General features: G+C 54.6%; 1 protein-coding gene. It reads left to right on the top strand.

Annotation, left to right across the window (positions count from 1 at the left end; translation table 11 throughout):
• Positions 1-776, top strand: a 776-nt coding sequence (locus NW846_RS03275) for a glycosyltransferase family 2 protein (protein WP_414515304.1), incomplete at its 5' end; no start/stop codon positions are given.
• Between the last annotated feature and the right edge of the window lie 86 nt (positions 777-862).

Raw genomic sequence — 862 nt, 5'->3', positions numbered from 1 at the left:
ACTTCAACCGCAACGAGAACTTCCTCACCCGCATGTTCACCCTGGAGTATTCCTATTGGTTTGATTACCTTCTGCCGGGTTTGGAAACTCTCAGAATGCCGATCCCCTTGGGTGGCACCAGCAACCACTTTCGCACTGACCGCCTGCGGGAGCTGCAGGGATGGGATCCCTTTAACGTCACCGAAGACGCAGATCTAGGCATCCGCGCCAGCCAGCACGGCTATACGGTGGGGGTGATCAACTCCACCACTTATGAAGAGGCCAACTGCGCTGTTAAAAACTGGATCCGGCAGCGCTCTCGCTGGATTAAGGGCTACATGCAGACTTGGCTAGTCCACAACCGCCACCCCCTGCGCTCGTTGCGCAAACTGGGCCTCAAAAACTGGCTGGCCTACCAATTTTTCATCGGGGGCAGCTTCTTCACCTTCCTCACCAGCCCCATTATGTGGCTGCTCTTTTTCTACTGGCTGCTCACCCGTGCTCATTGGCTGCAAAACATTTTCCCCAGTTGGCTGGTTTATCTGGGCTTGTTTAACCTCCTGGTGGGCAATGCCATTGGGATTTACCTCAACTTGGTGGCCGTTTTCCGGCGAGGGTACTACGATCTGGCCTTCTATGCCCTGCTCAACCCCATCTACTGGCAACTGCACTCTATGGCAGCTTACATGGCTCTGTGGCAGCTTTTCACCAAGCCCTTCTACTGGGAAAAGACCATCCACGGGCTGAGCAAGTTTACCCATGCCAAAGTCCAGGAAGCTGCTCACAAAGCAGCCTAGGCTACTGAATCGGTTTCCCAAGCAGTGGCGACGAAGTGAGGACAGCCAGCACCCTTCTAGAAGCTGTAGTCCGAGTCTACGATCAC

The sequence above is a fragment of the Synechococcus sp. W60.3 genome, assembly GCF_047502615.1.
GTDB lineage: Bacteria > Cyanobacteriota > Cyanobacteriia > Thermostichales > Thermostichaceae > Thermostichus.
The sequence above is the reverse complement of the archived record's forward strand: the minus strand, read 5'-3'. Positions and strand labels throughout refer to the sequence as shown.